The sequence below is a fragment of the Alcaligenes sp. SJTW-7 genome (assembly GCF_047716895.1).
Lineage (GTDB): Bacteria > Pseudomonadota > Gammaproteobacteria > Burkholderiales > Burkholderiaceae_B > Alcaligenes > Alcaligenes ammonioxydans.
In genome coordinates this window covers 430,976-456,475 of the sequence record NZ_CP136682.1, presented here as the reverse complement: position 1 = coordinate 456,475, position 25,500 = coordinate 430,976, and the positions used below count along the sequence as shown (strand labels likewise).

27 protein-coding genes and 1 riboswitch are annotated in these 25,500 nt (G+C 58.8%); of the genes, 14 read left to right on the top strand and 13 right to left on the bottom strand.

What is annotated here, in order from left to right; translation table 11 throughout:
- The first annotated feature begins 1 nt into the window (after position 1).
- Positions 2-1,216, top strand: a complete 1,215-nt coding sequence (locus RSQ48_RS02025; RefSeq protein WP_003804229.1) for a class I SAM-dependent methyltransferase — start codon at positions 2-4, stop codon at positions 1,214-1,216.
- 248 nt (positions 1,217-1,464) lie between these two features.
- On the opposite strand, the gene RSQ48_RS02020 is transcribed toward RSQ48_RS02025, so the two are convergent.
- Positions 1,465-2,607, bottom strand: coding sequence for a tRNA CCA-pyrophosphorylase (locus RSQ48_RS02020; RefSeq protein WP_235587698.1), 1,143 nt, complete (start codon positions 2,605-2,607; stop codon positions 1,465-1,467).
- A 14-nt stretch (positions 2,608-2,621) separates the two neighbouring features.
- Complete coding sequence (locus tag RSQ48_RS02015) at positions 2,622-4,751, bottom strand: lytic transglycosylase domain-containing protein (RefSeq protein WP_003804237.1); 2,130 nt, start codon at positions 4,749-4,751, stop codon at positions 2,622-2,624.
- On the opposite strand from RSQ48_RS02015, the gene RSQ48_RS02010 reads away from it, so the two are divergent.
- The gene (locus tag RSQ48_RS02010; RefSeq protein ID WP_003804239.1) at positions 4,750-5,379 is read left to right on the top strand and encodes a 5-formyltetrahydrofolate cyclo-ligase; all 630 of its coding nucleotides are present in this window, start codon (positions 4,750-4,752) and stop codon (positions 5,377-5,379) included. The genes RSQ48_RS02015 and RSQ48_RS02010 overlap by 2 nt on opposite strands.
- Before the next feature lie 140 nt (positions 5,380-5,519).
- On the opposite strand, the gene metF is transcribed toward RSQ48_RS02010, so the two are convergent.
- The 4 genes from metF to metK all read right to left on the bottom strand — a co-directional run bounded on the left by metF (position 5,520) and on the right by metK (position 9,664).
- Complete coding sequence (gene metF / locus RSQ48_RS02005) at positions 5,520-6,359, bottom strand: methylenetetrahydrofolate reductase [NAD(P)H] (RefSeq protein WP_003804242.1); 840 nt, start codon at positions 6,357-6,359, stop codon at positions 5,520-5,522.
- Complete coding sequence (locus RSQ48_RS02000; protein ID WP_003804245.1) at positions 6,356-6,694, bottom strand: phage holin family protein; 339 nt, start codon at positions 6,692-6,694, stop codon at positions 6,356-6,358. Before RSQ48_RS02000 ends, metF begins: the two co-directional genes overlap by 4 nt.
- A 42-nt stretch (positions 6,695-6,736) precedes the next feature.
- Positions 6,737-8,134, bottom strand: coding sequence for an adenosylhomocysteinase (gene ahcY / locus RSQ48_RS01995; RefSeq protein WP_003804247.1), 1,398 nt, complete (start codon positions 8,132-8,134; stop codon positions 6,737-6,739).
- Positions 8,135-8,207: 73 nt separating this feature from the next.
- A riboswitch (S-adenosyl-L-homocysteine riboswitch) is annotated at positions 8,208-8,299 on the bottom strand.
- 201 nt (positions 8,300-8,500) lie between these two features.
- Complete coding sequence (gene metK / locus RSQ48_RS01990; RefSeq protein ID WP_003804249.1) at positions 8,501-9,664, bottom strand: methionine adenosyltransferase; 1,164 nt, start codon at positions 9,662-9,664, stop codon at positions 8,501-8,503.
- A 237-nt stretch (positions 9,665-9,901) separates the two neighbouring features.
- Between metK and RSQ48_RS01985 the strand changes: the two genes are divergently transcribed.
- From RSQ48_RS01985 to RSQ48_RS01965, 5 genes are all read left to right on the top strand, one after another.
- A complete protein-coding gene (locus RSQ48_RS01985) occupies positions 9,902-10,756 on the top strand; it encodes a lysophospholipid acyltransferase family protein (RefSeq protein ID WP_059318510.1) in 855 nt (284 codons plus the stop codon).
- Complete coding sequence (locus RSQ48_RS01980; protein WP_003804253.1) at positions 10,753-11,643, top strand: lysophospholipid acyltransferase family protein; 891 nt, start codon at positions 10,753-10,755, stop codon at positions 11,641-11,643. The genes RSQ48_RS01985 and RSQ48_RS01980 overlap by 4 nt, the downstream gene beginning before the upstream one ends.
- Before the next feature lie 8 nt (positions 11,644-11,651).
- The gene (dapF, locus tag RSQ48_RS01975; protein ID WP_131071226.1) at positions 11,652-12,575 is read left to right on the top strand and encodes a diaminopimelate epimerase; all 924 of its coding nucleotides are present in this window, start codon (positions 11,652-11,654) and stop codon (positions 12,573-12,575) included.
- A 2-nt stretch (positions 12,576-12,577) separates the two neighbouring features.
- Complete coding sequence (locus RSQ48_RS01970) at positions 12,578-13,255, top strand: DUF484 family protein (RefSeq protein WP_003804255.1); 678 nt, start codon at positions 12,578-12,580, stop codon at positions 13,253-13,255.
- Between the two features lie 74 nt (positions 13,256-13,329).
- The gene (locus RSQ48_RS01965) at positions 13,330-14,283 is read left to right on the top strand and encodes a tyrosine recombinase XerC (RefSeq protein WP_131071225.1); all 954 of its coding nucleotides are present in this window, start codon (positions 13,330-13,332) and stop codon (positions 14,281-14,283) included.
- 1 nt (position 14,284) lies between these two features.
- Here RSQ48_RS01965 and RSQ48_RS01960 read toward each other — a convergent pair whose 3' ends face one another.
- Genes RSQ48_RS01960 through RSQ48_RS01945 form a run of 4 tightly spaced genes read right to left on the bottom strand, consistent with a single transcriptional unit; the run spans position 14,285 to position 17,106 of the window.
- Positions 14,285-15,331, bottom strand: coding sequence for a metal ABC transporter substrate-binding protein (locus RSQ48_RS01960; protein ID WP_240208900.1), 1,047 nt, complete (start codon positions 15,329-15,331; stop codon positions 14,285-14,287).
- Positions 15,328-16,230: a metal ABC transporter permease gene (locus RSQ48_RS01955; protein ID WP_059318506.1), complete on the bottom strand. Its 903-nt coding sequence runs from the start codon at positions 16,228-16,230 to the stop codon at positions 15,328-15,330. Before RSQ48_RS01955 ends, RSQ48_RS01960 begins: the two co-directional genes overlap by 4 nt.
- Positions 16,230-16,952, bottom strand: coding sequence for a metal ABC transporter ATP-binding protein (locus RSQ48_RS01950; protein ID WP_059318505.1), 723 nt, complete (start codon positions 16,950-16,952; stop codon positions 16,230-16,232). Before RSQ48_RS01950 ends, RSQ48_RS01955 begins: the two co-directional genes overlap by 1 nt.
- Before the next feature lie 4 nt (positions 16,953-16,956).
- Positions 16,957-17,106 (bottom strand): hypothetical protein, encoded by a 150-nt coding sequence (locus RSQ48_RS01945; protein ID WP_162829365.1) that lies wholly within the window; start codon positions 17,104-17,106, stop codon positions 16,957-16,959.
- Between the two features lie 81 nt (positions 17,107-17,187).
- Between RSQ48_RS01945 and RSQ48_RS01940 the strand changes: the two genes are divergently transcribed.
- From RSQ48_RS01940 to hslU, 5 genes are all read left to right on the top strand, one after another.
- Positions 17,188-17,679, top strand: a complete 492-nt coding sequence (locus tag RSQ48_RS01940) for a Fur family transcriptional regulator (protein WP_003804266.1) — start codon at positions 17,188-17,190, stop codon at positions 17,677-17,679.
- Between the two features lie 199 nt (positions 17,680-17,878).
- Positions 17,879-18,979, top strand: a complete 1,101-nt coding sequence (locus RSQ48_RS01935; RefSeq protein WP_003804269.1) for a CobW family GTP-binding protein — start codon at positions 17,879-17,881, stop codon at positions 18,977-18,979.
- Positions 18,980-19,061: 82 nt separating this feature from the next.
- The gene (dksA, locus tag RSQ48_RS01930) at positions 19,062-19,499 is read left to right on the top strand and encodes an RNA polymerase-binding protein DksA (RefSeq protein ID WP_039943815.1); all 438 of its coding nucleotides are present in this window, start codon (positions 19,062-19,064) and stop codon (positions 19,497-19,499) included.
- 357 nt (positions 19,500-19,856) lie between these two features.
- Positions 19,857-20,390 carry an ATP-dependent protease subunit HslV gene (gene hslV, locus RSQ48_RS01925; RefSeq protein ID WP_003804273.1) on the top strand — a complete coding sequence of 178 codons (534 nt, stop codon included), beginning with the start codon at positions 19,857-19,859 and terminating at the stop codon, positions 20,388-20,390.
- Between the two features lie 17 nt (positions 20,391-20,407).
- Complete coding sequence (gene hslU, locus RSQ48_RS01920; RefSeq protein ID WP_059318504.1) at positions 20,408-21,745, top strand: ATP-dependent protease ATPase subunit HslU; 1,338 nt, start codon at positions 20,408-20,410, stop codon at positions 21,743-21,745.
- A gap of 245 nt (positions 21,746-21,990) precedes the next feature.
- Here the strand turns inward: hslU and RSQ48_RS01915 are convergent, their stop codons facing one another.
- Positions 21,991-22,245, bottom strand: a complete 255-nt coding sequence (locus RSQ48_RS01915) for a copper-binding protein (RefSeq protein WP_230406306.1) — start codon at positions 22,243-22,245, stop codon at positions 21,991-21,993.
- A gap of 162 nt (positions 22,246-22,407) precedes the next feature.
- Here RSQ48_RS01915 and RSQ48_RS01910 point away from each other — a divergent pair, with 162 nt between their 5' ends.
- Positions 22,408-22,938, top strand: a complete 531-nt coding sequence (locus RSQ48_RS01910; RefSeq protein WP_003804278.1) for a GNAT family N-acetyltransferase — start codon at positions 22,408-22,410, stop codon at positions 22,936-22,938.
- A gap of 3 nt (positions 22,939-22,941) precedes the next feature.
- Entirely contained in the window at positions 22,942-23,505 is a 564-nt protein-coding gene (locus RSQ48_RS01905; protein ID WP_003804279.1) for a cob(I)yrinic acid a,c-diamide adenosyltransferase, read from the top strand.
- 67 nt (positions 23,506-23,572) lie between these two features.
- Here the strand turns inward: RSQ48_RS01905 and RSQ48_RS01900 are convergent, their stop codons facing one another.
- Complete coding sequence (locus tag RSQ48_RS01900) at positions 23,573-24,610, bottom strand: C45 family autoproteolytic acyltransferase/hydolase (RefSeq protein ID WP_240208899.1); 1,038 nt, start codon at positions 24,608-24,610, stop codon at positions 23,573-23,575.
- A 5-nt stretch (positions 24,611-24,615) separates the two neighbouring features.
- Complete coding sequence (locus RSQ48_RS01895) at positions 24,616-25,476, bottom strand: MurR/RpiR family transcriptional regulator (RefSeq protein ID WP_003804283.1); 861 nt, start codon at positions 25,474-25,476, stop codon at positions 24,616-24,618.
- Positions 25,477-25,500: the final 24 nt, after the last annotated feature.

The window sequence follows — 25,500 nt, the reverse complement described above, 5'->3', positions numbered from 1 at the left end:
CATGAATGTACTGTCCGCCCCCGCCCTGCCACACGGCCTGCCCCCACTGTCGGACGAGCTGAAAAAGCACCTTGCGCAGGTCAACCACTACCTGCTGGAGCGCATTGAAGATGAAGGCGGCTTTTTGCCCTTCGATCAATGGATGCACCATGCGCTGTACGCACCGCATCTGGGGTATTACACCGGCGGCAGCACCAAATTCGGCAGCAATCAGCCAACAGGAGACTTCACCACTGCGCCGGAGCTCTCGCCCCTGTTTGCACAAACCCTGAGCCATCAGGTCAAAGAAGTCCTGGCAGGCAGCCAGTCCCTGTCCATTCTGGAGTTTGGCGCGGGCAGCGGCGCCCTGGCTTACGCGCTGATTACCGAACTGCGCCAGCAAGGCATCGAACCGCAGTATTTCATTCTGGAAGTATCCCCTGATTTGCGCGCCCGCCAGCAAGAACGTCTGGCTTGCCTGCAGGCTCAAGTGCAATGGCTGGACAGCACGCCTGATAGCTTCAAGGGCTGCGTGATTGCCAATGAAGTTCTGGACGCCATGCCCGTCAGCCTGTTCACCTTTGACGTAGAGGGCAAGGTGCTGGAAGTGGGCGTCATTGCCGCAGACGACAGCACCGCCCAGGGCCTGCCCGCGCCCTTCTATCTGGCAACCCGGCCCGCTCCTGAACATCTGGCGTTGCTGGTCGCCGAACGTGTTCAGGCGCAGCCTTTTTACCTGTCCGAGATCAATCTGCAGGCTGAAGCCTGGGTGCGTAGCATGGGCACCTGGTTAAAGCACGGCGCTGCCATTCTGATCGACTACGGGTTTCCACAGCGCGAGTACTACCACCCACAACGCGATAAAGGCACCTTGATGTGCCATTTCCGTCATTTTGCCCATGCCGAACCTCTGGTGCTGGCGGGTCTGCAAGACATTACCGCCCACGTGGACTTCACAGCCATGGCTGACGCCGCTCTGGAGGCAGGGCTGGATGTGCTGGGCTATACCAGCCAGGCCCGGTTCCTGATGAACTGCGGTATTACGCACTACCTGGCCTCCCCTCCCGACGATCCCTCCCCTGCCGCCCAGCAGCAATGGGCGCAGACCATGAGTGCTGCCAACAAGCTGCTGTCTGAGGCGGAAATGGGCGAGTTGTTCAAAGTGCTGATTATCGGGCGTGATATACCGGCCCCGGTACTAGGAACAATGAGCGGAGATCGACGCGAGCGCCTGTAAACACATTGCCTGTCGAGCCCTGAAAGCCGCTTGCCCAGGGGCGGGACCCCTGCCCATGAAATGGCAAGATATCGACCCTGCCATCTTGAGCGTCCGTTAAGCGCGCCCAACCGTCCTTTGGCTGCAGTACGACTGTGATTCTGCGGATCACCCTTCACCTTGTCGCGAAGACAAGGTGACGAGTTAAGCGATCGATGGGCTGCATCGGCCAAAGCGGGAACCTGCACACGGCCTGTAGCGAAGGAACGCTAGAGCGACTGCTCCAGGGCCGCCAGTCTGGCAGCGCGCACTGCCTCCCGGATTTTGCCAGGTTCAGCCTTGTGTTGCGCAGCAACAGCCCCTGCATCCACACTGGCCATAATCTGACGCAAGGTGTCCCAATCCTGCTCGGGAACGGCCTTCAAACAGGCAGCGGCCTGAATCAGTTGCTGGAAACGATCAGGCTTACGCAAAGCATCCAAAGACTCCATGACCTGCAAGGCGAACTCTGGCTGCGAGCGGGGCTGCAACAAGGCTGGACTACTTAAAAGAACGGGCAATAAACGGGCTTGGTCACGCCATTCAGACGGTGCACGTATCTGCTCAGCAACCTGTGCGGGCGTCTCGGAAACATGGCACAGCACGGCAAAGCATCCTGCCAGATCCAACTGCCGATCTCGGGCGATCTGAACCTGCTGACCGACCTGCTCGTTGTAGGTCAGGGCGGGCATGATCCGCTCCAACGCCCCCACCTCCTGAAGCACCTCAAACATCCGGGCAGGCTGACTGGCAGACAGGCCCTTGGCCACCTCCAGGTAAACACGCTCGGGCACGAGCTCGTCAACCTCGCCGTGCTCCACCAGCTCGCGCGCCAAGGCCCAGGTATCATCAGCCACCGTGAATTGGACAAAGCGCGCAGCAAAGCGTGCCAGGCGTAACAGGCGCACGGGATCTTCACTAAAAGCGGTGCCAACGTGCCGGAACAAGCGAGCCTGCAAATCTGCCAGCCCATTAAGAGGATCATGCAGATTGCCGGCTGCATCCACCGCCATGGCATTGATGGTCAGATCCCGACGACGCAAATCATCGGCCAGACTGACATCGGTACCCGTGTAGAAAGTAAAGCCTTTGTAGCCGCGACCTGATTTGCGCTCAGTCCGGGCCAGCGCGAACTCTTCTTTGCTGTGAGGATTCAAAAACACAGGAAAATCGCCGCCTACCGGGACAAAGCCGCGTGCAGCCATGTCTTCGGGTCGGGCGCCCACCACCACCCAGTCCTTGTCGCCGGCCGGCAAACCGAGCAAGGCGTCACGCACCGCGCCGCCGACCACATACACCTGCAAGCCCGCCAGCAGCGGATCTGGCGGCCCCATCAGGGCCGCCAGGGCTGCACGTTGTCTGTCATCAAGCATGGAGCAGGCCATCATCAAGGCAAGGACGCCGTCGTCGTTCCGCCAGGAGCAATAACACCCAGGCGATCCTTCAGCGAATGAGGCCGGCCACTGAACATCATGGCGTAGTAGTTCGCGTTGGACAGCACATTTTTCACGTACAGGCGTGTCTCGGTAAAGGGGATGGTTTCCGCAAAAATGGCCCCTTCAACCGAGCCATTCAGACGCGAACGCCATTGAATGGGACGGCCAGGTCCCGCGTTATAACCTGCCGAGGCCAATACCTGTGACCCGCCCAGTTGACCCAGAACCATGTTCAGGTAGTTGGTACCCAATACCGTGTTTACCTCGAACTCATTCACCCGTGCCGGCGAGAAATCGTGCATATCAATCTTGTTGGCCACCCATTTGGCGGTGGCGGGCATCAATTGCATCAGGCCCGACGCCCCCACACCCGAGCGGGCATCGGTAATAAAGCGCGATTCCTGACGAATCAGACCATACACCCAGGCTGGGTCCAGATTGATGGATTTGGCCTGCTCGGTCACGCGCCCCTCGAAAGGAGCAATAAAACGCTGGCTGAAGTCGATCTCGTTCTTGGTCAACAAGGACGTGTTGACCACCCGATCGTAAATATGCTGCTCGCGGGCAAACTCGGCCGCCGCACGCAACTGCCTGTCGTTCATGCCGCGCAAAGCGAAATTCCACTCGGGAACCGCTTCAGGACGCCAGCCCAGCTTGAACAGCTCCACCGCGCGCAACAGACCCGCATTGGTACGAGCATCTTGCATATCCAGAGGCGTCAAAGGCTGCGGTTGCGCCGGCAAGGACGGGGTCAGCCCCAACTCCTCGGTTGCCAGTTGCCCATAAAAGCCCAGGTCTCCCACAATGGACTGAAACAGGGCACGAGCCTTGTCTTTATGTCCCAAGGCCGCATGCGCACGTCCTGACCAGTACACCCAAACCGGCTCAGCCTTTTGCGCATCATTCATTTTATCGATGGCTGCAGCCACCTGCTTCCAGTCGATCGTGGCCTGACGCAACTCGGCGCGCACTTGCCAGGCGTTGTTGTAATCCGTCATGGGGGTACGACCGGAGCGGCGATACCATTTGGCCGCATCATCCTCCACCCGCAAGGCACTGACCAGACCAAACTGGCCCCAGACCCAATTCAGGTTTTCCTGGGGAATCTTGCCCGCCCAGGTGCGATCGATATAGGCTGCTGCCGAATCCCGCTGACCGCGGGCCAGGCGAGACAAGGCCAGCGACACCAGTTCGGGATTGACCGAACTATTGTTCACATTACGGTCGAGCCATTTTTGTGGCGAGGCCATCAAGGCGGTGTAATCCTTCATCTGCGGCGCGGTGAAAATAATTGCCGCCAGGCGTCGGGCCTGAGCAGTACGGTTGTTTTCAAGCGCGTCCCGCATCAGGTCACGGACCTGATTCTTGCTGATCACTTTGCGGGCGTACAGTTGATCCAGCGCGGACCAGCAAGCCTGGCTGGGCGCAAAAGAAGCCAGCAGATCGTCGACATCGACCGACTCTCCGGCCACGTTCCGGGCTGTCGCCACAGCGCACTTCACCGCCGAGCTGGGCGCATGCACGGGCGCCAGTTCACGCACCAGCGCATAGTTACCTGCCCGTGCTGCCGCCACGATCCAATCAGACTTCAGGCGATTTTCCAGGTATTCGTCTTGATTGCCGGCCAAAAACAAACGGACTTGCTCGTCTGGCACCGGCGTGGTCGAGTCCTGTAACAGGCGACGCAGCCGCCAGTATTGGGCATAGGAACCCAGGACGGGATCGTCTGCTGCCACGGGGGCCAGGGCGTCAAGCGCACTCCAGCGCTTGGCCTGCATGGCTTGCCGCGCGTCGATCAGCGCCTGGCGTGCCACCGGCGGAACAGGCGGGACGCGATCCCAGCGCCGTACCGCCTCTTTGGCAGGCTGCACAAGTACGGCTTGATTCGTGATTGTCGCTTCGGGGGAATGGGTCTGGGCCTGCGGCGAGGGCGAACCCGCACAGCCGACCAAACCCAGTGCGAACACCACCAGGGCGCTCAAGGACGGACGTGGAAGCGCGCCGGCCATGCCCCAAGCTGGTGTTTTCTGGTACTTTAGCTGGTTGATACCCATAGTGACGGCCTTTAGAAAATCACCCATGATTCAGAACGTAGAGCATAACGCAGCCGCGCTGCGCACGCGACTAAAAGACCTGCGAGCCGGGCAGCCCTCCATTGACACCAACCGGGGTGCCCTGCTGATCCGGGGCCGCCTGTTCACCTGGCTGGCCACCAACCGCACTCGCCTGCGTGAACAAGGCCGTGCCGAACCCACCACCATTGCAGCTTTCTGGCCAATGGCCGACGAACCGGACCTGCGCCCTTTGCTGGTTCAATGGGTGGAAGAAGAAGGCCTCAATGTCTGTCTTCCTGTCGTCAAAGAAGCGGACGCTCCCCTGAGCTTTGTTCAGTGGACACCCGAGACGAAAATGGAAAAAGGGCGCTACGGCATAGAAATCCCGAGCTCCTCCCAAACCCTGCAACCGGACATTGTCCTGGTCCCTACTTTGGGCTACACCCGCCAAGGCGACCGCCTAGGGTATGGAAAAGGGTACTACGACCGGACCCTGGCGGCGCTAAAAGCGCAAAACCATGCCTTTACCAGCATTGGTATTGCCTGGGCAGTGGGCGACCTGTCGGGCCTGCCTTATCAGCCCGCCCCCCACGACCAACGGCTGGACAGTGTGCTGACCGACAAAGGCTGGGCCGTACCTGCACCGCAGCTATAAGCACCTGGTTCGCCAACCCGGCTTTGCCGGCCCCCCCGCGCCGCGCATCGTATGACGCAACGCTCGGTGTGAGCCATTGAGCCGGGTCATGAAAAAACCCGCCAAATCCATCTGGCGGGTTTTTTTTGATGCTGGAGAACTTAACGCCAAGTCAGATTCGGCAAGATAGCCATGCTGGCATCGGCCCCGTTCAGGGTGTACATGTGTATACCCGGCGCCCCGCCATCGAGCAGATCCTGACACAAGCGCGTCACCACATCGATCCCGAAAGCGCGAATCGATGCCCGATCATCACCAAAATCGGCCAGTCGCAAACGAATCCAGCGTGGCACTTCCGCACCGCACATGGTCGAAAAACGCAGCAACTGAGACGAGTTGGTAATGGGCATGATGCCCGGCGTGATCGGAATGGTGACACCTTGAGCCTGGGCCCGCTCCACAAAACTGAAGTAGGCATCCGGGTTGAAGAAGTACTGGGTGATCGCGCCATGCGCCCCGGCCTTGACCTTGTTCACAAAGTGACCCAGGTCTTCCTCAAGGCTGGTGGCCTGAGGATGCATTTCAGGGTAGGCAGCCACTTCGATGTGAAAGTGTTCGCCATAGTGCTCTCGAATGAAGGACACCAGATCACTGGCATAGCGCAGCTCACCCGTGTCACCGCCCATGCCCGAGGGCAAGTCGCCGCGCAAGGCAACAATACGGCGTATGCCCTGATCGCGGTAGGTATCGAGCATCTCGCCCAACTGGGCCGGAGCCGTACCGATGCACGACAGGTGCGGTGCCACATCCAAGCCCAGGTTTTGCAGCAATGCCACCGCATCGACCGTACCAGCACGTGTGGAGCCACCGGCTCCAAACGTCATGCTGACATAGGCCGGATTCAAGCCCATCAGGGTCTTGGCAGTGCGCACCAGTTTTTCCTGCGCCGCGCTATCGCGCGGCGGGAAAAACTCCAGGCTCAAGGTTTGCTTCTTGCTCATTTAATTAACAATCCCGACAGCAGCCCGGAAACCAGGCTGTAGACGATCGCCCCAATCACCGCCCACCAGAATCCTTCAACCTGAAACCCTTTGAGAATAGAACCGGCAAACCAGAACACCAAGGCATTCAGTACCAGAAGGAACAAACCCAAGGTCACAATGGTAATGGGCAAGGTCAGCACAATCAGCAAAGGTTTGACCAACGTATTGAGCAAGCCCAATACCAGCGCCGCAATCAGGGCTGAGCCAAACGAGGCCACGGTAATACCGGGCAGGATGTAGGCAACAACCAGCAAAGCAACAGCATTCAGGATCCAGACAAGTAGCAAAGTCATGATAGGGCTCCAAGAACAGGCGTCCGAAGACGCCGGTGTGTTTTAGTAGCGGTAGTGCTCAGCCTTAAAGGGCCCTTGCACAGGCACGTTGATGTAATCTGCCTGCGCCTGGGACAAGGTAGTCAGGTTCACACCCAGTTTCTTCAGGTGCAAGCGAGCTACTTTCTCGTCCAGGTGCTTGGGCAGTACATATACTTTACCTGCTTCGTAGTGCTCGCCACGGGTGAACAATTCAATTTGTGCAATGGTCTGGTTCGTGAACGACGCCGACATCACAAACGAGGGGTGCCCAGTTGCGCAGCCCAGGTTCACCAAACGACCTTTGGCCAACAGGATGATGCGCTTGCCGTCGGGGAAAATGATGTGATCGACTTGGGGCTTGATCTCTTCCCACTCCAGGTCTTCCACCGAGGCCACATCGATTTCATTGTCAAAGTGACCGATATTGCACACGATGGCCTGATCTTTCATGCGTTCCATGTGCGAGCGGTCGATGACATGGTAGTTGCCTGTCGCGGTCACGAAGATGTCTGCTTTGTCGGCAGCTTCTTCCATGGTTACCACGCGGTAGCCTTCCATCGAGGCCTGCAGGGCGCAGATGGGGTCCACTTCGGTGACCCAAACCTGGGCGCGCAAGGCAGCCAACGCTTGCGCACACCCTTTGCCCACGTCGCCAAAGCCACACACCACCGCGATCTTGCCGGCAACCATCACGTCCGTGGCACGCTTGATGCCGTCCACCAGGGACTCGCGGCAGCCATACAGGTTGTCGAACTTGGACTTGGTCACCGAGTCGTTCACGTTGATGGCAGGGAAAGCCAGCTCACCTTTCTTGGCCATCTGGTACAGACGGTGCACGCCTGTGGTGGTCTCTTCAGTCACACCCTTGATTTGGGCCAGGCGGGTGGAATACCAGGTTTTGTCGTTTTGCAGACGGGCGCGGATGGAGGCGAACATGACGCGCTCTTCTTCGCTGCCGGGATTGTCCAGAACGGACAGATCTTTTTCAGCACGGGCGCCCAGATGCAGCAACAGGGTGGCGTCGCCACCATCGTCCAGAATCATGTTGGCCTGTTCGCCGGGCCAGTCAAAAATGTCGTGGGCGTACTGCCAGTACTCTTCCAAGGTTTCACCCTTGACGGCGAACACGGGCACACCGGAGGCGGCAATGGCCGCAGCAGCGTGATCTTGCGTGGAAAAGATATTGCACGAGGCCCAGCGCACTTCAGCGCCCAGAGCCGTCAGGGTTTCAATCAGCACCCCGGTTTGAATGGTCATGTGCAAACTGCCGGCAATGCGTGCGCCCTTCAGGGGCTGCGAGGCGGCAAATTCCTCGCGGGTGGCCATCAGGCCAGGCATTTCGGTCTCGGCAATGGTCAGCTCGCGGCGGCCCCATTCAGCCAAGGAAATATCGGCAATTTTGTAATCGGTAAAAGTCACAGTCGGGCTCCGTTATACGGCACGCGGACTGCACGGAGAGCAAATGAATCTCACCAGCAGCCCGCCATGCGGGTCGTGGTGAGCGTCGTTCTCCAAGGTGGATACCACCTATCCATACCCCGAGCCTGGCAAGATCAGTGTCTTGTCGCAACGCCCCTCGAGGATGGCAATTTACTGTTGGTGATTGTACCTGTTTGGCTCCTCTTGGGAAGACAGCCTCACTGGTAAAAAACATCATTTCTTTGTCTGAGTCCGAGTCTGGCCCGCCTCAGCCCACGTTGCGGGCACCCGGATCGGGAACCCACAACGCGATACTACGTCTGCAAAGCGCCGCTCATGCGGCCTTTGCCTGTTCGCCCAAAAGGCTTAGATGGCCTGACGCAAAATCTGCGCCTTGTCCGTGGCCTCCCAGCTGAACTCAGGCTCGCTGCGGCCGAAGTGACCATAGGCGGCTGTCTTGGAGTAGATGGGACGCTGCAGATCCAGCATGTCAATAATGCCGCGTGGGCGCAGGTCAAAATGCTGGCGCACCAGCTTGGCGATTTCGGTATCCGGAATCACACCCGTGCCTTCGGTGTAAATGGTGATGTTGATTGGCTCGGCCACGCCAATGGCGTAGCTCAACTGCACCTGGCACTGACGCGCCAGACCGGCGGCCACAATATTCTTGGCCACGTAACGCGCCGCGTAGGCCGCGGAACGGTCCACCTTGGAGGGGTCCTTGCCGGAGAAGGCACCGCCACCGTGCGGGCAGGCTCCGCCGTAGGTGTCCACAATGATCTTGCGGCCAGTCAGACCGCAATCGCCTTGAGGACCACCAATCACGAACTTGCCGGTGGGGTTCACCAGGAAGCGGGTTTTCTCGGTCAACAGATCCGATGGGAAGCATGGACGAATGATGTGCTCAATGACCGCTTCGTGAATGTCCTTCTGGGACATTTCAGGCGCGTGCTGGGTGGACAGCACCACGGTGTCCACTTCGGCAGGATGGCCGTCCACATAGCGGAAGGTAACCTGGGACTTGGCATCCGGGCGCAACCAGGGCAGACGACCATCTTTGCGCAGCTCGCTTTGGCGTTGCACCAGACGGTGGGCATACCAGATCGGAGCAGGCATCAGATCAGGGGTTTCGTCGCAGGCATAGCCAAACATTAGGCCCTGGTCGCCGGCACCCTGGTTCAGCAGCTCTTCAGGGCTACGGTCCACGCCCTGGGCGATATCGGGCGATTGCTTGTCATAGGCCACCAGAACCGCGCAGGATTTGTAATCGATGCCGTAGTCGCCATTGTCATAGCCAATGCGCTTGATGGTGTCACGGGCTACCTGGATGTAGTCCACGTTGGCGTGGGTCGTGATCTCGCCGGCCAGCACCACCAGGCCGGTATTGCACAGGGTTTCAGCGGCAACACGCGCTTGCGGGTCCTGCTCGAAAATCGCGTCCAGGATGGCGTCGGAAATCTGGTCGGCAACCTTGTCGGGGTGCCCTTCAGAGACGGATTCGGACGTAAAGAGAAAGTCGTTGTGGTTCACAGCGTAGCTTCCTTGGATAAGGGCTGATAATCAGCACGAGGTTGAACAAACTGCGTTGCACCTCGAAGCCAGCGATGTGGATACGATAGACGGGGCGCGACGCTTTAGCGGTTTATAGTGGGCAGATTGCTGCCTGATCGCTCCGCAAGTTGTCGTTTAACTCAGCGATACATTCCATTTTAAGCGAAAATACGTATTTATTTCAGCAAAACTTCACACTAAAGGATTGCCAGGCCCATGCTCGCGGCACTTTTACGTCTGATGGCTCGTCTGCCTTTACCCGTCCTGCATGGGCTGGGCAAAGGAATCGGACGCCTGATTTACGCTTTTCCCGGACGCTATCGCCGCCGTCTGCAAAGCCACTGTCGGCAAGCGGGTTACGACTCCCCCGCTTTTTTTCGACAAGCGGCCGGAGAAACCGGCGCCATGATCCTGGAAACGCCACGCGTCTGGTTGTATCCGGAAAAGTGCCTGGCCCGTTGCACTGCGGACGACCCCACCCTGCTCCAGACTACCCATGCCGAAGGGCGCGGTGTGCTTTACCTGACCCCACACTTGGGCTGCTTTGAAATGATTGCGCGCTATCTGGCCGGTTTAGGACCGCTGACCGTCATGTTCCGCCCCCCCCGCCAAGCCTTCCTGGAGCCCTTGATGGTAGCGTCGCGCGAATTACCAGGAATGCATGCCGTCCCCGCCAACATGAAAGGCGTGCGCGAATTTGTTCGTGCTTTTCGCCGGGGCGAGTCGGTCGGCATGTTGCCCGATCAGGTTCCCAGCGGCGGAGATGGTGTATGGGCGCCATTCTTTGGTCGCCCTGCCCTGACAATGACGCTGGCGGGCAAGCTGGCACGCCAATCCAACGTGCCTGTGATTGTGACTGCTGCCGAGCGCCTGCCCAAAGGTCGTGGATGGCATATCCATACCTTGCGTCTGCCCGAGCCCTTGCCCGAGGACCCGACAGAACTGGCTACCCTGATCAACCAGTCCATGGAAACCATGATCCGGCGCTTCCCCACCCAATACCTGTGGGGCTATAACCGCTACAAAATTCCTCACGATGCGCCCCCTTTGCCTGGCGATACCACCCCATGAGTTTTAATTCTTACCCGCTGCTCAAATCCGTTTTTTCCTATTTTGGCCGTGTCCCGGTACGCACGCGCCAGCGTTGGGGCACTGTGCTGGGCGGACTGGTACATCGCTTTGCCTCGCGCCGCCGGCATATTGTGCGTACCAATCTGGACCTGTGTTTTCCCGACACCCCCGAAAGCACCCGTCGTGAATGGGAGAAGCAGCACTTTCGCTTGCTGGCTCAATCCTATCTGGACCGGGGCCTGCTTTGGTTCGGCCTGCCCAGCACCATTTTGAACACCCTGCACCTGACGGGTGAAGAACACATTACCCAAGCCCTGGAACAAGGCCGCAAGGTCATGCTGCTGGTCCCGCATTTCCTGGGGATGGACGCAGCGGGCACACGACTGTCCATGTCCATTTCACCCTTGGTGGCGTTCTACACTCCGCAACGCGACCCCCATGTGGATCGCCTGATGTATGAAGGCCGCAGCCGCTTTTCCTCGGTGCCGCTGATCTCACGCAAGGACGGTATTCGCGGCCTGATGCGCGCGCTGCAAAAGGGTCAGCCAATTTATTACCTGCCCGATATGGATTTCGGCACCAAAGGCGCGGCGTTCGTGCCCTTTTTCAATGTTCCGGCGGCCACGCTGTTGTCCACCGCGCAGATCGCCCGAAACCAGGACGCGCTGGTCATTCCGGTGATTTCGCGACTGGACGCACAAACCGGCCACTACCATATTCAGGTGCTGGAACCCATGGCCGACTTTCCGGGTGAAGGCAGCCTGGAAGAGGCCACCGAACGCATGAATGCCCTGATCGAAAACTATGTGCGCGAGGACCCGCCGCAGTATTATTGGGTACATCGACGCTTCAAAACCCGCCCTGAAGGGCAACCCGGCATCTACTAGGCCCCATCATGTATCGCTCTCCTGCACCCCAACCCGCAGCCACAATCTGGCATTTCAGCAAAATGCACGGTGCGGGCAATGACTTTGTCATGCTGGATGGTGTGACGCAGGACATCGAACTGACACCGGAACGAGCCCGCGCTCTGGCAGATCGCCATTTCGGGATTGGTGCCGATCAGATTTTGCTGGTGGAGGCGGCAACCGAAGCCGGCGCCGACTTCCGATACCGGATCTTCAACGCCGACGGCGGCGAGGTCGAACATTGCGGCAATGGCGCGCGGTGCTTTGTCCGCTTCGTGCATGAGCAAGGCCTGTCGTCGGCCAACCCTTTGCGTGCGCAAATTCGCACCGGCATCATCAGCTTGAATGATGATCCGGAGCGCGGCGTGGAGGTCATGATGGGCACCACCCGATTTACGCCGGCCGATGTTGCTTTTGACCCAAGCGGGCTGGAACAGAAAGCTCAGGGCGAGGATACGCTGTGGCTGCTGCCCGTGCCCGATCAAGCCGAACCCGTCTCCCTGTCGCTGGTGTCCATCTCCAATCCCCATGCGGTGCAAGTAGTCGATGACGTCAAGCAGGCTCCCGTTGCCACGGTCGGCCCGTTTATCGAGTCCCACCCCCGTTTTGCCCACAAGGTCAACGCCGGGTTCATGCAAATTCTTGATCCCCACCATATCAAGCTGCGCGTCTACGAACGCGGTGCGGGTGAAACGCTGGCCTGCGGGACCGGCGCCTGTGCGGCTGTGGTGGCAGGCATACGCCGGGGATTGCTCCAAAGCCCGGTTGTCGTTGATACTCGTGGAGGCAGTCTACGCATTGAATGGGACGGACAGGCGCTACGCATGAGCGGCCCGGCCCAAACCGTCTTTACCGGACAAGTCGATATTGATGCACTGTGTGCATCCGTAGCCAGAAAGGAAACCTTCTAGACATGGATACCCCCAACAGCCTTAGCGCCGTGGACGTGGCCCAGTTTTTGAAAGCCAACCCTGATTTTTTCGACGCACACGCCGACGTTTTTGCCAAACTGATGGTGCCCCACCCGCATCAAAGCCGCGCCATTTCCCTGGGCGAGCGCCAGATCATGCTGCTGCGCGAACGCGGCAAGAAAACCGAACGCCAACTGGCCATGCTGGTGGCCAATGCCCGGGGCAATGAAAAAATCTCGCGCCAATTGCATCAATGGAACTGCCAGATGCTGGCCGAGTCTGATCCCGCGGCCTTGCCCGCTCTGATTTGCAGCAGCCTGGAACGCATCTTCGAGATGCCAGTCGTGCGCCTGCATTGCTGGAATCCGGACGAGGTACTGGCCGATGACCCCTTGGTCAGTTGGGCCTATACCTTGCTCAAACCCTATTGCGGTCCCCGGCGTGAACAAGACTTTCTGGCTGACCTGCAGCAGGATGCCCAGTCAGTGGCGATCGTGCCCTTGAGATTCCCCGAATCCGATACCTTGTTTGGCCTGCTGGTGCTGGGTTCCCCCGAGGACTCTCGCTTTACCGTCGATATGGGCACCGACTTTCTGGAAGGCATCGGCGAACTGTGCAGCGCGGCCTTGCAGCGTTTACACAAACCCAGCCGTATTAATCAAAACGAATGTCCGGCCTGAAAAAACCAGACTACACCGCTAGCAAGGACCACTCGCCAGGGCAATCTGTCGCCCACCCGGTGCTCAGTCCGGCCATGCAAAACTGGCTAAATCAACTCAGGCAGGAAAAACGCTATTCGGAACACACTCTCAGTGCGTACCGGAACGACTTACGTCATTTGCTGGCGCAGTATCCCGGCACCGACCCCGACACGCTAAATCAAAGCCAGTTACGGCAGGCCGCGGCCCGCTTGCATGCCCAAGGCATGGCACCACGCAGTCTGGCCCGCATTCTGGCTGCCTGGCGCGGCTATTATCAGTCGCGTACCCAAGCGCTGGGCTGGCCCTTGAATCCTGCCGCCAGCCTGAAGGCTCCCCGGATAGGCCGACCTCTGCCCAAAGCACTGTCCGTAGACCAGACCCAGCAACTGCTGGACCACGCCAGCGCACCTATTCAGGACGATCCGGTCAGTTTGCGCAATCAGGCCATGTTCGAGCTGTTTTATTCCAGCGGACTACGCCTGGCCGAACTGGTCAGCCTGGACACCCATTATCACCAAAGCCCCCAGCATCAATCCAAAAGCTGGTTATTGCTGCAAGAGCGCGAACTGCTTGTGAGTGGTAAAGGTGGCAAGACGCGGCGCCTGCCGGTTGGCGAGAAGGCCGCCCAGGCCTTGCAGGCGTGGCTGAAAAAACGTCCGATTCTGGCCTCGCTGGCCCCTAACGCAGATGCCAATGCCGCGCTGTTTCTGGGGGCACGAGGAGCGCGGATCCACCCGCGTGTCGTCCAGCAGGAACTGGAAAACTACGCCCGCGCCAGCGGCCTGCCCGTTCATGTGCATCCCCATAGCCTGCGTCACAGCTTTGCCAGCCATTTGCTGCAATCTGCCCAGGACTTGCGGGCAGTACAGGAGCTCTTGGGTCATACCAATATCTCTACCACCCAGATCTATACACGGCTGGACTTTCAGCACCTGGCCCAGGCTTACGATCAGGCCCACCCTCGGGCACAACGCAAGAACCGGGCCAGTGACAAGCCGGAGGAGTGAATCAGGGCTGCAAGGCCTTGACCAGTTGATCCGTGTTTGAGCGCATCATGCCCAAGTAGGTGTCCACGCCGGAGCCGGGCTCCCCCAAGGCGTCGGAATACAAAGTCCCGCCCACTTTCGCCCCAGTTTCACGCGCAACTTGCTCTACCAGCTTCGCGCTGACCGTGTTTTCCACGAAAATGGCCTGAATCTGTTCACGACGAGCCTGCTGAACAATTTGCGCAATGTCTCGCGCCGAGGGCTCCGCCTGGCTGGAGACGCCCACCAGAGGAATAAAGCGAATATCGTAGGCCTTGCCCATGTAGGAGAAGGCATCGTGGGACGTAATGACCTTGCGCTTGTCGACCGGCACTGCCTCTAGGCGAGCCTTGATGGAATCATCCAGTTCCTGAATGCGTTGCGCATAATCCTTGGCACGGCGCTGATAGTAGTCCGCATTGGCTGGGTCCGCTTGCTCCAGCCCCTGGCTGATATTGCGCACATATATTTGCGCCAAGGCCAGGCTTTGCCAGGCATGTGGGTCCTGACTGCCATGCTGATGGCTGTCATCATGGGTGCCGGGCTCTTTCTCGCCCTGTGGAGCATGTCCGGCCTCATGGGCGTGGGCGGGTTCCTTGGCACGATCATGATCGTGGTCGTGGTCGTGATCGTGGTCGTGGTCGTGGTCGTGGTCGGCATGGTCATCGTGACCGCCCTCAAACGCCAAGGGCGTAATGCCCGCCGTAGCCACGACCTGCGGGCCCTGATAACCCGCGGCCTGCTGCAAACGCGGCAGCCAGGTCTCGAACTCCAGACCGTTAATTACCAGCAATTGCGCATTGGCCAGAGACTTGGCGTCACTGGGGCGTGGCTCAAAGGCATGGGCGTCACCATTGGCGGGCACAATCGTGCTGGCTATCACCTTGTCGCCGCCAATCTCCTTGACCATGTCGTTCAGGATCGAAAAGCTGCTGACCACGCGCAAGGGTTCCGCCTGTACGGACAGGCTCAGTGCCAGCAAGCCCAGCACCAGTACGGCGCGGCCTGAATGAATGTCTCGCATTTTCATCGATCATGCTCCAAGAGAGAGGCCATGCGCCGACGCCGCGCGCGCCATTGGGAATACGCACGCAGCAAACCGCCTTGAGGGCCAAAGGTGATGGAAAGAAAGTAAAACGCACCAGCCGCCAGAATGATCGCGGGAGAGGCCGGCACGTTGTAGTAGTAGGAAAACAGCAAGCCCAGATACGCGCTGATCATGCCGAGCAAGGCCGCCACCAGCATTTGCCGGCCCACGGAATACACCCAGAACCGGGCCGAGGCAGCGGGCAGCATCATGATCCCCACCACCATCAAGGTCCCCAGAACCTGAAAGCCGGCCACCAGGGTAATGACCAGCATGAACAAAAACAGCATATGAACCAGCGAGCCGCGGCCCCCTTGGGTGCGTAAAAAAATCGGGTCCATGCACTCCAGCACCAGGGGCCGAAAGACCAGCGCGAGGATCACCAAGGTGACCGTCGTGCTACTGGTGACCAGCAGCAAGGACGCATCATCCAGGCCCAGTACCGTCCCAAACAGCACATGAATCAAATCCATATTGGAGCCGCGCAGCGACACCAGCAGCACCCCCAACCCCAGAGACACCAGATAAAAGGCGGCGAAACTGGCGTCCTCACGCTGTGGAGTCAGGCGCGCGACCAATCCGGCCAGCAAGGCCACCACCAGGCCCGTAATCATGCCCCCTATGGCCATCGCACTTAAAGACAGGCCGGCCGTCAGAAACCCCACCGCCACCCCAGGCAAAATGGCATGCGCCATGGCATCGCCCATCAGACTCATGCGACGCAGCACCAGAAACACGCCCAACGGCCCGGCCGCTGCGGCCAGGGCGAAGGAGCCGGCCAGAGCGCGCTTCATGAAGCCAAAGTCCATGAAAGGGCCGAACAGAACATCAATGAGTGCCATCACAGATAGTCCCCCGCGCACAAATGCCGGGCCAGATGCAGATTCTCCGGCGTCAGCACGGCTTCGGTTTCCCCCCAGGCAACAACTTGTCCGGCAAGCAGCACCGTTTGCGGAAAGCAGCTACGCACCATATCCAGGTCGTGCAGCACGGCCATGACCGTACGGCCCTGTTGATGCCAATCCAGAATCAAGCTCATCAATTCATCCGATGTCGCGCGATCCACCGCGGCAAAGGGTTCGTCCAGCAACAGAATCTGGGCGTCCTGCATGATCATGCGCGCAAACAAGGCACGCTGTAGCTGCCCGCCCGACAAGGTGCCAATGGAACGCCGGGCGAAGTCCGCCAGACCGACCTGTTCGAGCGCATGGGCAATCCGCTCATGCTCCGCCCTGGGGAAACCGCCCCAGGCTCCGACCCGCTTCCAGGCCCCCATGGCAACCAGGTCATGCACCGTCACGGGAAAGCTCTTGTCCAGATCCCCCATCTGCGGCAACAGGGCCAATTCATTCAAAAAGCCACTATCGACAACAATCCGCCCCTTGAGCGGATTGATCTGCCCGGTCAAGCCTTTGAGTAAGGTGGACTTGCCCGCCCCGTTTGGCCCCACAATGGCTGTCAAGGAGCCTCGGGTAAAGCAACCGCTGATATCACGCAGAGCAATTTTGTCTTTCCAGCCCAGCGCCACATGATCCAGCTCGATCAAGGTCTGATGTGAACTCATGCCCTTACCACGCGCCCATGGCCCAGGCCGTCAGCAGCCACAGCGCAGCAGCCACGCACAAAGCGCCCAGTACGCGCTGCCCGGCCGAGGCCAGCAAGAGCGAACGGCGCGGCGCCGGACTGCGGAAAGTCGAGGGAAATTGAGGACAGGACATGAAACAGGGATAATGCGGCTGGATGAGGATATTTAATTTCTCTAAAGATGTTATAACATAACAAACAACCCATCAAGCGCCATGCCTGTACATATTCTTACGCCCGCCGCCATTGAAGACCAGCTTGCTACCGCGGACCAGCTTTGCCTGGAGCGCGGCAAACGGCTGACTTCAATTCGCCGTCAGGTACTGGAAATCCTGATTCAGGCCCAGCGCAGTTTGCGCGCCTACGAACTGCTGGATCTGGTTCGCGAGTTCCAGCCTGGGGCCAAGCCCCCTACCGTGTACCGCGCCCTGGACTTTCTGACAGAGGAAGGCCTGATCCACCGTCTGGATGCCGTCAATGCCTGGACTGCCTGTGTGGATGCCGGCGGCCACCCCCACGACTTGCTGATTGTCTGCACCCAGTGTGGCACCGTGGTGGAACTGTGCGCACCGGACCTGAGCCAAAGGCTGGCTGACTGCGTACGCGGTGCCGGCTTTGCCCTGTCGGGCCACGAAACCGAGCTGCGCGGCCTGTGCCAGCGTTGCGTCGCGGCTAAAAACGAGCGAAAACCCTTATCTGCCCGCTAAAACATGGTATTTTGCCGCCAATCAGTATATATTCCTCGATCGATTGGCAAACCTCTGTGAATTTTTACAGATCACCGTTTGCCCAACAGGCAAGGCTGTGATGTAATCGCACGTTGTTTTCGTGCGGAGCAGGGGGGTACAGGAAGCCGCGGCAAGGGCCGTGCCTTGTACCTTTCGCCCGCCACTGCGAGGCATGTTTATGAACGCGGCATCAGATCTGAAAAACATGGTTCCAGTCACGGTGCTGACTGGTTTTTTGGGCGCTGGCAAGACCACGCTGCTCAAGCGCATCCTGAGCGAATATCACGGTCGACGCATTGCCGTCATCGAGAACGAATTCGGACCGGAAGGCATCGACAATGAGTTGTTGGTACAGGACTCCGAAGAAGAAATCGTTGAGCTGAGCAACGGTTGCGTCTGCTGCACGGTACGTGGCGACCTGATGCGCACCCTGAACGATTTGCGTGTGCGTCGCGAGGCGGGCGAGCTGAAGTTTGAACGCGTCATCATCGAGACCACCGGCATGGCCAACCCCGGCCCGGTCTGTCAGACCTTCTTCATGGACGATGATATTGCCGACTACTATCGGCTGGACGCGGTCATCACCGTGGTGGACGCCAAACATGGCATGGCCACGCTGGACCAGCAGGAAGAAGCCCAGAAACAGGTTGGCTTTGCGGACCGCCTGCTGATCTCCAAAAAAGATCTGGTCAACGATGCCGAGTACGAGGCCCTGCGCGCCCGTCTGATCCGTATCAATCCGCGGGCCACCATTACGCCGGTTCACTTTGGTGAAACCGATATCAAGGATTTGCTGGAAGTCAGCGGTTTCAACCTGAACTCCATTTTGGACATTGATCCGCAATTCCTGGCAGAGCAGCATCCCGATGCGGCTGACGACCATGATCATCACCACGATCATGCCCACGGCGATGAAGGCGAGTGCGGTCCGGGCTGCGGCCACGATCACCACCATCATCACCACGGACACGCCGCTCACAATGACGAAATCGGAGCCTTCGTGTTCCGTTCGGATCGTCCTTTTGACCCCGAACGCCTCGAAGATTTCCTGTCGGGCATTGTTCAGGTATTTGGACCAGATCTGATGCGCTATAAAGGCATTCTGTATCTGAAGGGCATCAATCGTCGTATGCTCTTTCAAGGCGTACACATGATGATGAGCGCCGAGCCCGGCAATGCCTGGCTGGCCAAAGATAAGAAAGGCACCAAGCTGGTCTTTATTGGCCGCAAGCTGCCCCAAGATATATTCACCCAGGGCCTGGAGAATTGCCTGGTCTGAATTAATAATTATTCAGTAAATGCGGAGCGATTGCGCGTGACGACAGTTACAGGCTCCCAGACGTCAACAAGAGGTAAGCATCATGGCAACTAAGTCACATGACAGTACTACAACCCTGCTGACCGAGCAGGAGCTTTTGGCGATGCCTGAGTCAGACTACATGAACGCCGCCCAGCTGGAGTTTTTCAAGCATCGTTTGCGCCAGCTTGAGCAGGAAATTCTGGCCAATGCGGGTGCCACCACGGAAAACCTGCGTGAAACCCAGTTCGTTCCTGACCCAGCTGACCGTGCCACGATCGAGGAAGAACACGCTCTGGAACTGCGAACCCGCGATCGCGAGCGCAAGTTGCTCAAGAAAGTGCAACAGTCCATCGCCCTGATCGAATCGGGCGAATACGGCTGGTGTGAGGAAACCGGCGAGCCGATCGGCCTGCCCCGTTTGCTGGCCCGCCCGACCGCCAACCTGTCGCTGGAAGCCCAGGAGCGTCGCGAGAAGCGTCAAAAGATGTTTGGGGACTGATAGGCTGATTCGCTCATGCCCCGACAAAAAGCCCGCCTGATCATTCTGGCGGGCTTTTTTTTGCTCCTGCGTTTCACGCGCCCCGCCAGGCGAATCGGCCAGGAAACACGTAGGCCCAGGCGAACCCGCAGCAGCTAAAGCGGATTGACACGCAGAACTGGCGGCGGGCGGGCAGCCTGACAAGCGGCACAGCCCGAACCGTGCTGAGTGCGCCATGCACGGCCTGGCCCTCCGTCCTGCTTATCCTCTGTCTTGCCCAAAGACAAACCCCCGCCAGGCCCTGAAAAAACTTCCTGCTGTCACGCGCTTGAAATTTTTTACCCGGCCCCCAGATGGAGAACTTAAAGGAAGGAAATCATGGAACAATTTCACGCCACTACCATTGTCTGTGTACGCCGCGGAGATCAAGTCGCCATCGGTGGCGACGGTCAGGTCACCCTGGGCAATGTTGTCATCAAGGGCACGGCCCGCAAGATCCGCCGTTTGTACAACGACAGCATCCTGGCCGGTTTTGCCGGCGCGACTGCCGACGCATTCACCCTACAGGAACGCTTTGAAGCCAAGCTGGAAAAGCATCAGGGCAACCTGTTGCGCGCTGCCGTCGAACTGACGCGCGACTGGCGTACCGATCGCGTCCTGCGCCGTCTGGAAGCCATGCTGCTGGTGGCGGACAAAGAGCACACGCTGGTGCTGACTGGCAATGGCGACGTGCTGGAACCCGAGCATGGCCTGGCTGCCATTGGTTCGGGGGGCTCCTATGCGCAATCCGCAGCCCTGGCTCTGCTGCAAAACACCGATATGGCACCTGCCGACATCGTCAAGAAATCGTTGGAGATCGCAGGTGATCTGTGCATCTACACCAACCAGAACCATATCGTCGAAACACTCTGACAGCCGGATACACCACCATGTCTACACCTAATATGACTCCCGGAGAAATCGTCTCCGAACTGGACAAGCATATCGTTGGCCAGGGCAAGGCCAAACGCTCTGTGGCCGTGGCCCTGCGCAACCGCTGGCGCCGCCAGCAGGTTGCCGAGCCCCTGCGCAGCGAGATCGTGCCCAAGAACATTTTGATGATTGGCCCCACCGGCGTGGGCAAAACCGAAATCGCCCGCCGTCTGGCCAAGCTGGCCAATGCGCCTTTCATCAAGGTTGAGGCCACCAAATTCACGGAAGTGGGTTATGTGGGCCGTGACGTCGAAACCATCATCCGCGATCTGGTGGATATTTCGGTCAAACAAACCCGCGAGATCGAGATGCGCCGTGTCCGCACTCAGGCGGAGGAAGCCGCTGAAGACCGCATTCTGGACGTGCTGGTGCCGCCTTCACGTGATGCCCACGGCCAACCGCAGCGTGAAGATAACTCGGCACGCCAAGTGTTTCGCAAGCGCCTGCGTGAAGGCAAGCTGGACGATACCGAGATTGAAATCGAGATGGCCCAGGCCATGCCTCGCATGGAAATCATGGCCCCTCCCGGCATGGAAGAAATGACCGAGCAATTACGCGGCATGTTCTCCGGCCTAGGCCAGGAAAAGACCAAAGCCCGCAAGCTGACGGTCAAGGAAGCCTTCAAGCAACTGACCGAAGAAGAGGCTGCCCGTCGTGTGAACGAGGACGATTTGCGCACGGCCGCGGTAGCCAATGCCGAACAGAACGGGATTGTATTCCTGGATGAGATCGACAAGATCACCGCGCGCGGCGAAAGCCAAGGCAGTGGCGGCGACGTCTCCCGCCAGGGCGTGCAACGGGACCTGCTGCCGCTGGTAGAAGGCACCACCGTCACCACCAAATACGGTGTGGTGCGGACCGATCACATCCTGTTCATTGCCTCGGGCGCCTTTCATTTGTCCCGCCCCTCGGATCTGATTCCCGAACTGCAAGGCCGCTTCCCTATTCGTGTGGAACTGGAATCGCTCAGCGCTCAAGATTTTGTGCAGATTCTGTCGGCCACCGATTCGTCCCTGACCAAGCAATACACCGCCTTGCTGGGCACCGAAGACGTAAAACTGGACTTCCGCCCAGACGGCATCCAGCGTCTGGCCGAACTGGCTTTCGATGTAAACGAACGCACCGAAAACATCGGCGCCCGTCGTTTGTACACCGTCATGGAAAAACTGTTGGAAGAACTGTCCTACAGCGCTGGCAGCCACGGTGAGCAAAGTGTGGTCATCGACGCCGATTATGTGAACAAGCAGTTGCAGGAAACCGCAGCTAGCCAGGATCTGGCACGCTACGTGCTGTAAGCGGCGGACAGTCGTAGTAGCACAAACGGGGGCAGAAGAATCTGCCCCCGTTTTTTATCCCGTCCCATTTCCCTGCAAGCCCAGAGCACCAAGCGTCGCTGCCCATCCCGCCCCACTCGTCGGCCCTCTATGTCGACCGCCTCTACACTTATCACGCGACTTTACATGCCGTGACCGACCGCCTGATTGCCTGGGGCAGAAAAAAGCCGGGCGAACCCGGCTTTTCATATGGTTTTTGACACGGCTTATTTACTGATCTTGATGACCACGTAATCCCCGCCGTCACGCTTGGCCGTGAATTTCACCTTGTCGCCCGGTTTGATGTCGGCCAGCAAGGCAGGATCAATTTTGTACACCAATGTCATGGCGGGCAGTTCCAGTTCGCTGATCTCACCATGCTTGATGGTGATTTTGCCTGCTGCCGTGTCCAGTCGACGAACTTCGCCCGATGCACTGGCCTCCTGGGCCTGGGCCACCACGACATAAGCCGATCCAGCCATGACTCCCAAGGCTCCCAGCGCCAGAGCCGCGCCCCGTTTTGTCCACGTCATTTTTCACTCCTGCAAATTGGGCAGAGCTGAACAATTAGCTCATAATGCCTACTTTCGGACGCCTGCTGCGTCTGTTTCCGATCAAGCATAACGCTAAACCTTTGCAAAAGCATGAGCGAATTTATTAAAGGGTATGTGCTGCGTCCAGCCACTCCCGCCGACATTCCCGCCATTTTGGGCCTGATGCGCGATATGGCCTCCTTTGAGAAACTGGAGCATATTTTCAAGGCCAGCGCCGAGTCGCTGCGCAACAGTTTCTTCTCGGATGAGCCCAGCGCCTACTGTCTGGTCATCACCCCTGAGGGCCAGCCCGACACCATAATTTCTTACATTATGTGGTTTTACAACTACTCCAGCTTTCTGGATCGCCGCGGCATCTATCTGGAGGATTTGTACATCGATCCTGCCCACCGTAAAAAAGGTCTGGGTGCCGCAGCACTGCGCCATCTAGCGCAGATGGCGGTGACTCAGGGATGCGGCCGCCTGGAATGGGTGGTGTTGGACTGGAACCAGAACGCCATTGATTTTTATCAGCATCAAGGCGCCCAGGTGTTGCAAGACTGGCGCGTGGTGCGTGTCACCGGAGAGGCCCTGGTCAATATGGCCAATGGCACACCCGTGCCCGCAGAAGCACAAGGCTAAATTATGTCCACACGACTTTCCATTATCAGCACTCGCACGGGCGACGACGGGACGACCGGCCTGGGCGATGGCAGCCGCCTGCCCAAAACCGCAGCCCTGATTCACGCCCTGGGCGATGTGGATGAGCTGAACAGCCATATTGGTGTGCTGCGCAGCCTGGAGCTGCCCGAAGATGTCGACGCCCTGCTCTCCGATATCCAGCACGATCTGTTCGATATGGGAGCCGAGCTGTGCATTCCTGGCCATCAGGTCATCGGTTCAGTCCATGTGGAGCGCCTGGATGCGGCAATACGCCATTACAACGAACCCTTGGGGATACTGAAGGAATTTATTCTGCCCGGCGGCAGTCCGGCCGCGGCACAGGCGCATGTGCTGCGTTGCGTGGCACGACGTGCCGAGCGCAGTGTCGTGGCCGTCCCTTCGGAGGCCTTGCCACAGGATGGTCCACGCCTGTACCTGAACCGGCTGTCGGATTTGCTGTTTGTGCTGGCGCGTACCCTCAACCGCCATGCGGGCCGCCCCGATGTCCTCTGGGAACCCAAGCGCCACGAATCGTCCACAAGCTGATTGCGTCGTAGCGTTACCCCGTTACGCACAGGGCCCTGCATTGACAGGGCCCTGTTTATTTTCATCTTCAGACCTGATCGATGCGGGTGACATCCGCAAAGGTCAGCACGGGTTGATCGGTCGGATCTTCGTAGACCTGCCATTTCAGAGACTGGCTGCCCACCTGAATATCCACGGTTGCCAAGGTGTTCTCCCTGTCACTGTCATCAGGGTCACAACGCCAGATTGGGAACTGCACGTGGTGCTGGTCCGCTAGAATTTTCAAGGGATCGACGGCTGAACCGGCTTGCAAGAGCAACTCGTCGCCGCGCTCCTGGCGCAATTCGGAGGATCGGGTAATACGCTGTTCAAACCCTTGCATGGACTCGTGCACAGCGTGGTTGGCATGCAACTGATTGCGTTCAATTGTCTGGACCGAAACGGCCTGCGCACTGAACTCCACGCTTAGCAGGCGCGTATCGCCCCGCTGGGCCAGGCTCAGGTGAAACGCTCCCGAGCGGGGATGGTCCTGCAAAAGGCTCACTGCCTGATCAAGGTCAGGCTGATCCAGCATGGCGCGGGTCAGAACCATACGCGGCACGCCAGGGGTGACATGGCGGGCGCGGACATTATTGACCGTCATGGCCAGCCCGGCCTGTGTCACGGCAAAACTGTGCCCGGGCAAGGAGGCCGGATACAGGAACGACACAAATGACATGCCACTGTCAGGAATGAATTTGCCCACCCCACAATAACCGGCAAAACCCGGGTCACCGTCTTCGTTGTGCACCAGTCGAGGCTCACCCTGGGCTGGCAACTGCACGGTCGTGCAGCCGTCCGGGGCCATGGCCCACAAATCGCCACGGCAATTCCACAAAAACACGTCCTCAAAGGGGAGCTCCAGACCCAATGCCAGGCCCTGGAGCTCGGTCCATATTCGGGGAAAATAACGCTCGGTATACTGCGCCAGCTCAGCGGCAACAGCCGTCCCCTTAAATTGCATGATGCCTTGCCAAGCTGTTGAGCTGAGCAAATAGGCATGCACGGCGGGGGCTCCAAAACGTCCCAAAGAATGGCCAATTTCTTTGGGACCACCAGTTAACTCCAGATAGGACAACTTAGCCATCGCGTCTATTTCCAGTAGGCACCAGACTGGTGCAATTGATTTTCAACCAACTCAATACCGCTTACAGCACGACTGCCCGCCTTGGCCAGAACCTGTTCCAGCAAGACCTCGACCAGCGCCTGAGCGGCAACCAGAGAAGGAAAAAAAGACGGACTGTCGGTTCCAAACAATAATGTGGCATCTGCCTGCTGCGCAATAGGGGCAAGCAAGCTGTCGCAAATCGCCAGAATATGTGCCTGCGCCTGCCGAGCTGCCCCATGAGCCAACACCGCTTCCTGGGAATAGGGAGCAAAACCGAACAAGACCAGCACATCGCCCTTTTGCAGGGCCCGCAAATCCATATCCAGGGTGCCGGACTCGCCGCGCAACAAGGCAATCGAGGGGCGAAACAGGCGGTACTGGTAATGAAAAGAAAACGCGGGCGCGAAAGAGGCCCTGAACCCTGCCACAAACACCCGCTTGGCTTTGCTGAGCAGCGCCACGGCCTGAGGCAAGCGCGTTTCGTTGACCTCCCGCAATACGGCCAGATTATCCATTTGCACGGTCAGCACCTGCGCCAGGCGGTCTTCTTTGCGGCGGTTGCGCACCACGGCGCGGGCTTGCTCGGCATAGCGTCGCGCCCCCTGACCGTGCAGGGCCTGGGTGAATACGGCCTTGAACGGCGCCCAACCATCAAAGCCCAAAGACCGGGCAAAGCGCAGCAGCGTGGCCGGCTGCACCTGGGCCTGTACGGCCAACTGTCGCATGGACATCAAGGGCACCTGATCGGCGTGATCAAGCACATAGCGCGCGCTTTGCTGAAACTGGGGCGACATGCAGGCAAAAGCCGCCTGAATACGCTCGGTCAAAGTGCTCAAGGAGTTCATGGGCCAACACGCTTAAAAAGGGAT

What these genes read in the sequence shown, in the direction of transcription:
- RSQ48_RS02025 (WP_003804229.1), top strand. Translation starts at nt 2, where the DNA reads ATGAATGTACTGTCCGCCCCCGCCCTGCCACACGGCCTGCCCCCACTG.
- RSQ48_RS02020 (WP_235587698.1), bottom strand. Translation starts at nt 2,607, where the DNA reads ATGCTTGATGACAGACAACGTGCAGCCCTGGCGGCCCTGATGGGGCCG.
- RSQ48_RS02010 (WP_003804239.1), top strand. Translation starts at nt 4,750, where the DNA reads ATGATTCAGAACGTAGAGCATAACGCAGCCGCGCTGCGCACGCGACTA.
- RSQ48_RS02015 (WP_003804237.1), bottom strand. Translation starts at nt 4,751, where the DNA reads ATGGGTGATTTTCTAAAGGCCGTCACTATGGGTATCAACCAGCTAAAG.
- metF (WP_003804242.1), bottom strand. Translation starts at nt 6,359, where the DNA reads ATGAGCAAGAAGCAAACCTTGAGCCTGGAGTTTTTCCCGCCGCGCGAT.
- RSQ48_RS02000 (WP_003804245.1), bottom strand. Translation starts at nt 6,694, where the DNA reads ATGACTTTGCTACTTGTCTGGATCCTGAATGCTGTTGCTTTGCTGGTT.
- RSQ48_RS01985 (WP_059318510.1), top strand. Translation starts at nt 9,902, where the DNA reads ATGCTCGCGGCACTTTTACGTCTGATGGCTCGTCTGCCTTTACCCGTC.
- RSQ48_RS01980 (WP_003804253.1), top strand. Translation starts at nt 10,753, where the DNA reads ATGAGTTTTAATTCTTACCCGCTGCTCAAATCCGTTTTTTCCTATTTT.
- dapF (WP_131071226.1), top strand. Translation starts at nt 11,652, where the DNA reads ATGTATCGCTCTCCTGCACCCCAACCCGCAGCCACAATCTGGCATTTC.
- RSQ48_RS01970 (WP_003804255.1), top strand. Translation starts at nt 12,578, where the DNA reads ATGGATACCCCCAACAGCCTTAGCGCCGTGGACGTGGCCCAGTTTTTG.
- RSQ48_RS01965 (WP_131071225.1), top strand. Translation starts at nt 13,330, where the DNA reads ATGCAAAACTGGCTAAATCAACTCAGGCAGGAAAAACGCTATTCGGAA.
- RSQ48_RS01960 (WP_240208900.1), bottom strand. Translation starts at nt 15,331, where the DNA reads ATGAAAATGCGAGACATTCATTCAGGCCGCGCCGTACTGGTGCTGGGC.
- RSQ48_RS01955 (WP_059318506.1), bottom strand. Translation starts at nt 16,230, where the DNA reads ATGGCACTCATTGATGTTCTGTTCGGCCCTTTCATGGACTTTGGCTTC.
- RSQ48_RS01950 (WP_059318505.1), bottom strand. Translation starts at nt 16,952, where the DNA reads ATGAGTTCACATCAGACCTTGATCGAGCTGGATCATGTGGCGCTGGGC.
- RSQ48_RS01945 (WP_162829365.1), bottom strand. Translation starts at nt 17,106, where the DNA reads ATGTCCTGTCCTCAATTTCCCTCGACTTTCCGCAGTCCGGCGCCGCGC.
- RSQ48_RS01940 (WP_003804266.1), top strand. Translation starts at nt 17,188, where the DNA reads ATGCCTGTACATATTCTTACGCCCGCCGCCATTGAAGACCAGCTTGCT.
- RSQ48_RS01935 (WP_003804269.1), top strand. Translation starts at nt 17,879, where the DNA reads ATGAACGCGGCATCAGATCTGAAAAACATGGTTCCAGTCACGGTGCTG.
- dksA (WP_039943815.1), top strand. Translation starts at nt 19,062, where the DNA reads ATGGCAACTAAGTCACATGACAGTACTACAACCCTGCTGACCGAGCAG.
- hslV (WP_003804273.1), top strand. Translation starts at nt 19,857, where the DNA reads ATGGAACAATTTCACGCCACTACCATTGTCTGTGTACGCCGCGGAGAT.
- hslU (WP_059318504.1), top strand. Translation starts at nt 20,408, where the DNA reads ATGTCTACACCTAATATGACTCCCGGAGAAATCGTCTCCGAACTGGAC.
- RSQ48_RS01915 (WP_230406306.1), bottom strand. Translation starts at nt 22,245, where the DNA reads ATGGCTGGATCGGCTTATGTCGTGGTGGCCCAGGCCCAGGAGGCCAGT.
- RSQ48_RS01910 (WP_003804278.1), top strand. Translation starts at nt 22,408, where the DNA reads ATGAGCGAATTTATTAAAGGGTATGTGCTGCGTCCAGCCACTCCCGCC.
- RSQ48_RS01905 (WP_003804279.1), top strand. Translation starts at nt 22,942, where the DNA reads ATGTCCACACGACTTTCCATTATCAGCACTCGCACGGGCGACGACGGG.
- RSQ48_RS01900 (WP_240208899.1), bottom strand. Translation starts at nt 24,610, where the DNA reads ATGGCTAAGTTGTCCTATCTGGAGTTAACTGGTGGTCCCAAAGAAATT.
- RSQ48_RS01895 (WP_003804283.1), bottom strand. Translation starts at nt 25,476, where the DNA reads ATGAACTCCTTGAGCACTTTGACCGAGCGTATTCAGGCGGCTTTTGCC.